The sequence below is a fragment of the Thermococcus sp. PK genome (assembly GCF_000430485.1).
In the GTDB taxonomy this organism is placed as follows: domain Archaea; phylum Methanobacteriota_B; class Thermococci; order Thermococcales; family Thermococcaceae; genus Thermococcus_A; species Thermococcus_A bergensis.
Window position 1 is genome coordinate 277,523 of sequence record NZ_KE387150.1, and the last position, 8,185, is coordinate 285,707.

7 protein-coding genes, 1 tRNA gene and 4 pseudogenes are annotated in these 8,185 nt (G+C 43.0%); 8 read left to right on the forward strand and 4 right to left on the reverse strand.

The features are described 5' to 3' along the window. From THEPK_RS13190 to THEPK_RS09625, 5 genes and pseudogenes are all read left to right on the forward strand, one after another. Positions 1 to 264 (forward strand): annotated as a pseudogene (locus tag THEPK_RS13190) (IS6 family transposase); the annotation flags it as partial. A 5-nt stretch (positions 265 to 269) separates the two neighbouring features. Beyond that, positions 270 to 881, forward strand: a pseudogene (locus tag THEPK_RS09610) (TAXI family TRAP transporter solute-binding subunit); the annotation flags it as partial. Between the two features lie 23 nt (positions 882 to 904). Next, the gene (locus tag THEPK_RS09615) at positions 905 to 1,339 is read left to right on the forward strand and encodes a DUF1850 domain-containing protein (protein WP_232194577.1); all 435 of its coding nucleotides are present in this window, start codon (positions 905 to 907) and stop codon (positions 1,337 to 1,339) included. Further along, a pseudogene (locus THEPK_RS09620) lies at positions 1,329 to 2,462 on the forward strand (TRAP transporter permease); the annotation flags it as partial. The gene THEPK_RS09615 and the pseudogene THEPK_RS09620, both read left to right, overlap by 11 nt. A 260-nt stretch (positions 2,463 to 2,722) precedes the next feature. Next, a pseudogene (locus tag THEPK_RS09625) lies at positions 2,723 to 3,889 on the forward strand (TRAP transporter large permease subunit); the annotation flags it as partial. Here the strand turns inward: THEPK_RS09625 and THEPK_RS09630 are convergent. From THEPK_RS09630 to THEPK_RS09635, 3 genes are all read right to left on the reverse strand, one after another. Then, positions 3,879 to 4,061, reverse strand: coding sequence for a hypothetical protein (locus THEPK_RS09630; RefSeq protein ID WP_042701310.1), 183 nt, complete (start codon positions 4,059 to 4,061; stop codon positions 3,879 to 3,881). The pseudogene THEPK_RS09625 and the gene THEPK_RS09630 sit on opposite strands and share 11 nt — an antisense overlap. Positions 4,062 to 4,065: 4 nt before the next feature. Then, complete coding sequence (locus THEPK_RS13450) at positions 4,066 to 4,215, reverse strand: hypothetical protein (protein WP_232194578.1); 150 nt, start codon at positions 4,213 to 4,215, stop codon at positions 4,066 to 4,068. A gap of 66 nt (positions 4,216 to 4,281) precedes the next feature. Beyond that, positions 4,282 to 5,478 (reverse strand): hypothetical protein, encoded by a 1,197-nt coding sequence (locus tag THEPK_RS09635; protein WP_042701312.1) that lies wholly within the window; start codon positions 5,476 to 5,478, stop codon positions 4,282 to 4,284. An 88-nt stretch (positions 5,479 to 5,566) separates the two neighbouring features. Between THEPK_RS09635 and THEPK_RS09640 the strand changes: the two genes are divergently transcribed. Both THEPK_RS09640 and THEPK_RS09650 read left to right on the forward strand, forming a co-directional pair. Then, on the forward strand, positions 5,567 to 6,157 hold the full coding sequence (locus tag THEPK_RS09640; RefSeq protein WP_198011325.1) for an RNA ligase partner protein: 591 nt from the start codon (positions 5,567 to 5,569) through the stop codon (positions 6,155 to 6,157). Between the two features lie 341 nt (positions 6,158 to 6,498). Next, positions 6,499 to 7,287, forward strand: a complete 789-nt coding sequence (locus THEPK_RS09650) for a BtpA/SgcQ family protein (RefSeq protein ID WP_042701316.1) — start codon at positions 6,499 to 6,501, stop codon at positions 7,285 to 7,287. Between the two features lie 156 nt (positions 7,288 to 7,443). Here the strand turns inward: THEPK_RS09650 and THEPK_RS09655 are convergent. Next, positions 7,444 to 7,521: transfer RNA gene (locus THEPK_RS09655), tRNA-Gly, on the reverse strand. 130 nt (positions 7,522 to 7,651) lie between these two features. On the opposite strand from THEPK_RS09655, the gene THEPK_RS09660 reads away from it, so the two are divergent. Then, the coding region (locus THEPK_RS09660) for an IS6-like element ISPfu1 family transposase (RefSeq protein ID WP_042701317.1) at positions 7,652 to 8,185 on the forward strand (534 nt) is incomplete at its 3' end.

Consider the following 8,185-nt stretch of genomic DNA (forward strand, 5'->3'; position numbering starts at 1 on the left):
AAGCCTGCTTTTAAGAGTTTGAGGTTGGGTTATCTGCATGTGACTTTCGGGCCGAGGAACAGTGTTGAGCGCTGGTTTAGGACGTTGAAGGAGAGGACGAAGCGTTTCTGGAATAATTTCAGGGGTAAAGACTGGAGGAGAGTTCATAGGTTTGTTTTTCTGTTTGCCTTCTGGTATAATTTTGTCAGAATTCATTCTAGTTTTGGTGATCCGCCTGGTGATGTTACTGAATGGCTTCAGGAGGTGATGCCCCAGTTATCCTAACAGTATCCGTTAGGGCAGACAGCGATATTAAGACTCTCCAAGATTTGGCCGGAAAGAAAGTGGCCATAGGTGCTCCTGGAAGCGGAGTAGCCGTTGCTGCAGAGCAAGTGCTTAAAGCAGCTGGTATATGGGACAGCATTGAAAAAGTAAATCAAGACTTCAATGAAGCCTCACAAAGTCTAAAACTCGGCCAAGTAGATGCGGCCATTATTGTTTCTGGAATTCCAACCCCATCAGTTAACCAAATAGCAGTGCAAACCCCAGTTAGAGTCCTTCCAATTTCAGATGACATTCTCAACAAGCTTAGACAACAGGGATACATATTCTATGTTAGACAAGTTGTGCCAACGGGAACATACAATGGTGTTGAAGAAGACACACCAACTTTAGCTGTTAAAGCAATGCTCGCAGTAAGTGCAGACCTTTCAGAAGATACTGTATATCAGATGACAAAGATTCTCTTCGAAAACTTAGACCAGTTAAGAGCTGAACACCAAAAAGCCCAAGCCATAAGCTTGGAAACAGCCCTCGATGGTATGAGCATACCACTCCACCCAGGAGCAATAAAATACTATGAGGAGAAAGGCTTAAGCATTCCAGAAGAGCTTAAAGGGTGAATCGCTTGAAGGGGTTTCTTTTTTTGCTCCCCTTTTTTGCAATACTTCTTTTTCCTGTAGACGTCCTTATAATTAGTGATGGGACTCACTCTTATGTGGGTCTTCTTGGTGAAAAGGACGTAGAAATCACGTACATTCACAGTGTTCAGAGAAGTGAAGTCATAGAAGAGCTTAAAGTCAATAAAACGGGTATTTATGCCATCGGGATGTTGTGGAAGGACTTTGGAGCGGGTCTTCCAGAGGACGTCCAATACTCGGAAAGTGGATATTATGTTAAAAAAGTCAACATTCCCCTCGGGAAGAGCCTCAGCTTTTGGTTTATTCCTTTAAATCACGCAAAGATTATCGTGAACAAAGATGTCGTATTGTCTATAACAAAAGAAGCTCTTGTGAATTTTAATGTGAAAAAATGCCCGCTTATACTTGCCATAATGGGGAGGTGCGGATATGGAAATTGAAGAAAAGTTTGAAAAAGCGGAGGAAATTGTAATTGAAAAAACGAGAACTCTTCCCCCAAAACTTGAGAATGTTATAAAACTAGCAGCAATTTTGATAGGCCTCTACGAAATCCTCTTCATATTTAACTTTAATTACACCCTTTATGACCTCTTCTCGAAAATGGGAATAAGCATCGCCCCATTAAAGATAACTTTCCAGACAAAGCAGGGAGAGGCCTTTGTTCTGGCAATGATTCTCTTAATAACGTATCTTCTCTACCCAATAAAGAAAAAAGAACAATATCTCAAAAGAGTTCCATGGTACGATTACATACTAGCAGCGCTTGGAGTTATTTCCTCAATGTACCTGTTTTTTGTGTACCAAAGGTACGCAACATACGCAGAAGTATACCTAACCGATGTTGTCTTTGGTGTGATGGCAATAATACTAGTACTTGAGGCAACAAGAAGAGTACTTGGGTGGGTTCTTCCACTTGTCGTGGTGGTGTTTTTGCTTTATGGAATAAACGATATAGGATTTAACTGGATTAGATTTACCCAACAACTGTATTTTGATGAAGGAATCTTTGGAGTCCCATTCTTCGTCATGACAGTTTACGTCTTTGCCTTTGTGTTTTTTGGAGCGTTTTTGCTAAAAATCGGAATAAGCGATTACATAACAGAATTTATGATTTCCCTTTTTGGCTCCCGCCCGGGAGGGCCCGCAAAGGCTGCAGTTATTTCAAGCGGACTAATGGGAACTGTAAGTGGATCAAGCGTTGCCAATGTTTTGACTACAGGAACTTTCACCATACCCCTAATGAAAAAAGCTGGCTATCCTCCAGAGGTTGCAGGAGCCGTTGAGCCCGTTGCCTCTACGGGCGGACAGTTAATGCCCCCTATAATGGGTGCAGCAGCTTTTATTATGGCTGAATTTCTTGGAGTTCCCTATAACAAATTAATCATAGCAGCTGTGCTCCCCGCTTTGGTCTATTATGCGGGTGTATATTTATTCATAGACCTAGAAACAAAGAGACTTGGACTGAAAGGAATGCCAAGAGAAGAGTTCATGCCTCTTAGATACTTCATTAGAAAGCTCTACATATTACTTCCAATAGCCGTTATTACAGCGGCATTAGTCTGGGCTGTTCTTTAAACGATAACTACCGGAACATTTGAATATTTTTGGTTCCGTAAAGCTTAAATGGTTTTGAGTCATATTTTTTGATGGTGTGGCAGTCTCCGATATGTGGGGGAAAGTTAAGCCCGAATGGAGACTGCTGAAAGCCCTGAAGATGTGGGGAGTTCCCGTTCCCCCCGAAAGCCCTCCGATGAAGACGGGAGGAGGGAAGCCTACCCGTTACGAAATTAACACCCTACACACACTTTACGGGTAGGCAGAACGGTATCCCTCCACACATATCAGCAATTTCTTCTCTGGGAATAGCAATCTGGGTTGCATGGATATCAAAGGACAGTATCAAAGGACATGAAGGAATTTACGTAGCTTCATTAATAGCAACCACAATCCTTATGTTTACCGGCAGAGAAATAGCATCACCAGTAACAATAGTCCTTATTTTGCTTGCATTATCCTTAATAGTATTGTCTTTTTCAACTAAATTGCTGGAATTTAACGAAAAGCTGTACATAAGCTTACTTTTCATTCTGTTCGTAGCTCTAACCAAATACCTGGGGATGAGAAGAGAGCAAATACTGCTGATGAGCGGTATCATGGGGATAGTTTTCTCTCTGATAGTTGGATATGTCTCAAAGAGTGAGGACGGCAAGAAAATGTACTCGGCTACCTACGAGTCTATGATAGATGCCGGAAAAACGAGCACAAGTGTAATGCTGGCAGCGGCAAGTGCTGGGCTTATCCAAGGAGTACTTACAATGACTGGGTTGGTAACGAGTTTGGGGTACAGGTTAATCGACCTAGCTGCAGGGAATCTCTGGCTTCTGCTAGTACTAACAATGATATTCAGCCTGATCTTAGGAATGGGAGTGCCAACAACGGCAAACTATATTATAACCTCTCTTGTAGCAGCTCCAGCAATATATCATGCAGTCTTAGGCTTACAGCCCTACAGCTCTCCCGTTCCCGGATTTACAGTTCCAATAGCTTTGCTTGCAGCCCACTTCTTTGTATTCTACTTTGGAATACTTGCAGATGTTACCCCACCAGTGGCTTTAGCCTCTTACGCTGGTTCAGCTTTAGCGGGAGGAGACTTCTGGAAGACAGCCTTGAACGCTGTAAAATATGCCTTAGCGGGATACATCGGCCCATACATATACTTTACCCACCCAGAAATGTTCTTAATAACTGTAGAAAAGTGGACATTAACAACAACTCTCCAGGTACTTTACGACTTTGGAGCTACACTTCTGGTTATGTATCTACTGGCAATATCGCTTACCGGCTGGTTCAGAAAGAACCTTAGAAAAGAGGTAAGAGCCGTTATCGGAGCAATAGGATTTGGTGCAGCAACCCTTCACATAATTCCGGTTGCAATTGGAGTGGTAACAGTCATAGGACTTAGGCTTTTTGGGAAAAAGCTCATGGACTGACTCCTTCTTTTGCTTTTTGCAGTTCCTCAATTATTGATTTAGTGAGGTTTTGAATATTTTGGGCAGCATTTAAAACAGTTCTTCTAACAAGTTGAACTACGACAAAGATTATAATCATGACAAGGGCTACCATCATTAAATACTCTATAGCTGCCTGAGCCTTCCTCTTCATACTTTCATCCTCCGAGAGCTTGGGCTATCTGCCTAGCAACAAAGCCTGAGGCTATTATAAAGCCAATTGCGACTGCAGAGGTTATTATCACGAAGTCGATTATCTTATCTAAAATGTACATAAGCACCTTCTTTTCTTTTTCACTAAACTCCATTACAATCACCAATTTTAAAATAATGCATGGAGAACTAATAAACCTTACAGCTAAAAAAGGTAAAGATCAGTAGAGCATAACTTCAAAGCCAAGCTCGCTCAGCAGGTCAGCAAGCTCTTCACTGTCCACATATGCCAGTAGATGGTGATTGCCAAGGGTTCCGTCAATGAAGTCTTTTGCCTCTGTGATTTTGAGCTTCATTTGAGTTCTGCACCTGTGCTCGCTCATTTCCTGTTCCAAGACCTCAACATCAGCTACTACAGCTTTTCTGCCCCTGATTTTCAGGAGGGATGCCTTTCCTTTAGGAAGGCTTACCGCCACTCCAACTCCCATTCCACTCTCGAAGTGAGACCTGAGAATGTAGCCACCTATCAGGGGTGCTGTGCAGTGAGCAAGTATTATGTGATCGTCCCCGTAGTCTGCGATATTGCCCATAAATGCCGGCTTGTCAAAGAATTTCCTTATTAATGCCATTCCCAGTAGGGAGTTCAGTTCTCCCTCACATGCAGCGGGAATGCCCTCAGCGTTGAAGATTGCCAGAGACAAGCAGGGAGTAGCTTTAAGCTTGGTCAGCATCTCAAAGCATCCTATCGCAAACCCGTCAAGATTATAGTCCTCAACTATTTTCTTAAGGGCCACATAGATTCTGCCAGCTTTTACAAGGTCTTCTCGCTGAGGTTCCTTTATTTCCTTGGCCTTTGCGATTATTTCCTCGACAACTTTCCATCCTTCAGCTTCCGTTGTTGATTCATAGTACTCATAGAACTTCTTCAGACTTATGTGCACATAAGGAAGCTCGAACTTCTCGTTTATAAGCCATACAGAAGTCCTTCCAATCAACCCCAGTCTGAGGTTTAGGAACTTGCCCAAGATTTCTCCCATATCCTCATAACCCAGAATAGCAGCCTTAAGTTCATCAAAGCTTTTAACCAGTGTTGCCGGGATTAACCTCTCTCTAAAATACTCCCTGAGCTCTATTGCAGCGGCAATTGAGTTGTTAAATGGATCTCCGAATAGGATTATCGGTTTTCTATAGTACGCAAACTCTTTGAGAGGATTCTCAGTGCCACCGGTTAGGGGGTACAGTACTATGACATCAACGTCCTTGAAGTCTACCTCTCTCGTTTCTGATTTTGAAGATACAAACACTCCTCCCTCAATTTCAAACTCGTTGGCAAGCTTCATCAAGAACTCAGAAGTTTTCTTCTCAAAGGCTTTTGGATTTGCAAGTTCACTAATTCCAAATACTACTCCTACTTTCATTTTACAACCTCCCAATAAAAGTGCTGAGACTATTTAAATTGGCGGTTACTGTTTTAAAGTTTACGAACAATAATAGGTTGTGGTGAAAATGATCCGCTTTGTACTTGACACAAGCATCTTTGTTAATCCCGAGATTAGAAATAAGTTTGGGGAAAATCCTACAGAAGCTATGAAAAAGTTTTTAGAATATGTAGAGAGGCTTTTTGGAAGGGTCGAATTCTACATGCCTCCCGGCATCTACAAAGAGGTAACTCATTTCGTTGAACTCGAAGAGGTTTCCCCCGACATCGAGCTTTATATAATCAAAAAGCCCCCCAATGTGCACGATATCAAGATACCGGCTTTCGTCGTTTATGAACTCATAGAGGATATTAGGAGAAGAATAGATAAGGGTCTGAGAGTAGCTGAAAAGGCCGTGAGAGAGAGCGTTATATACACCCAAAACGTAGATGCAATAATTCAGAAGCTCAGAAGGAATTATAGAAAAGCCCTACGAGAAGGAATCGTAGACAGTAAAGAGGATTTCGAGCTTATCCTCTTGGCCAAAGAGCTTGATGCGACAATTGTTTCTGCAGATGTTGGAATTTTAACGTGGGCTCAAAAGATGGGGATCAAATGGACAGATGCGGCAAGGTTCAAAGAAGTTCTGGACGAACTTGTAGAGAAAATGGGCAAATAGTCTCAACTCCCATTCTTCTGGTTGTTTTCTTACTTTTTTCTCTTGAAAGCCTCGCCCTTCACGGCGGGAAGGAGGTCAGGTTTGTTCATTTGCAGTAATTCAGGGTTAATTTTTGGAGTGTCGAAAGCCTTATACGATCTCAAAAATGCCCGTTCAGTAGTTAGGGATACCTGAGTTGGAACGACAATCCTAGAGAGCTTGAGTGCCACCGGTTAAGGGGTAGGATGAACCCCCACCCTTTAGGGAGAGAGGAGCTCAGCATGGCTTCCATTGCAGAGGCTTTCAGTAAAGCCGGTTAGAAAAACTTATTATCTCTGCCCCCATTTTCTTCTGGTGATCCCATGAATTTCGAAGACAAGCCACTAATCGGAATGATCCATCTCAGGCCTCTGCCTGGCTCATACCTCTACCAAAATGATTTTGATGAAGTCATTGCACACGCACTAAGAGAGGCGAAAAAATTAGAAAGAGCGGGATTTGATGCAATAATGGTTGAAAACTTTAACGACGTGCCTTTCTCAAAAACCGTCGAACCTGTAACAGTTGCTTCCATGAGCGTTATTGCAAAAGCAATAAGAGATGAAATTTCCCTCCCACTTGGCATAAACGTGCTGAGAAACGATGCTATAGCGGCCTATTCCATAGCATATGCCACAAAAGCAGATTTCATCAGAGTGAATGTTCTAAGCGGAGTTGCTTATACCGACCAGGGGATAATCGAAGGAGAAGCGCACAAGCTTGCAAGACTCAGAAAACTCCTCCCCTCAAAAATCAAGATTTTTGCGGACGTTCACGTTAAGCATGCCTACCACTTTGGAGACTTCGAAGAGGCTTTAATGGACACTGTCGAAAGAGGACTGGCAGATGCCGTGATAGTCAGCGGAAAAAGAACAGGCAGTGAAGTGGATGTGGAAAAGCTTAAGCTTGCAAAAGAGCTTTCAAACGTTCCCGTTTTGATTGGTTCAGGGACAACCTACGAGAACCTGCTAACGCTGTGGAAATATGCGGATGGGTTCATTGTTGGCACGTGGATCAAAGAAAACGGAGACACAAAGAAGGACATCGACATAGAAAGGGCAAAAAAGCTGGTCGAACTGGCAGAAAAACTCCGAAAAGGGCACATGGATTAAATATCTGGCGAGTCATGGGGATACCGTTGTATATTCCCCAATTTCTCTTTTAAAAGCCCATAAAGTCTCACTTTTGCAAAGTTGCTTAGCAAGTCATCGGGAAATAGGAGAAGATTCCAAATACTGGAGATCTTGGAGAAAAAGCGCTCAAAAGTTTGGTGCGGTGGCCGGGATTTGAACCCGGGTCACCGGCTTGGAAGGCCGGTGTCCTAGACCAGGCTAGACTACCACCGCATGCCAGCTGTTTTAACATGAGTGGATTTGGATTTATAAAGTTTGCGATTGGGAAGGTGATACTGTTAGGATAAGCTGTGGGGTGTCAGGTTTAAGTTACTGGCAGTACTTTAGAAAAAGAAGGGGGAACATGAAGTCTGAAACCATTATTTACTGGGTGGTTTCAGCCTTAAAACCCTTTCGTCGCAACAAAATCCCACCAGAAAAGAAAATCAGGGGAGTAGAATTATACCTGCGAGGCCTCAGTTACCGGCAAACCGCCAGAATACTCAAAATCAGTCACGTAACAGTCTGGGAGGCAGTCCAAAAACTCGCAGAAGCAGTTTACAAGCCAAAAATCCTCGCAGTCAAAAAACAGCGAAACTTCATCGCAGTTGACGAAACAGTAATAAAAATCAACGGGAAGAAAAGATACCTCTGGGCTGCAATTGACGTTGAGAGCAAGGAAGTTTTAGCAGTCTGGATTACGACTGTTAGAAACTGGTGGGTTGCCAGGGATTTCATTCTGGTTGTTTTAAAGTCGTGTGAAGGGCAGCCTGTCTTTCTGGTTGACAGGGCGAGCTGGTATAAGTCTGCTTTTAAGAGTTTGAGGTTGGGTTATCTGCATGTGACTTTCGGGCCGAGGAACAGTGTTGAGCGCTGGTTTAGGACGTTGAAGGAGAGG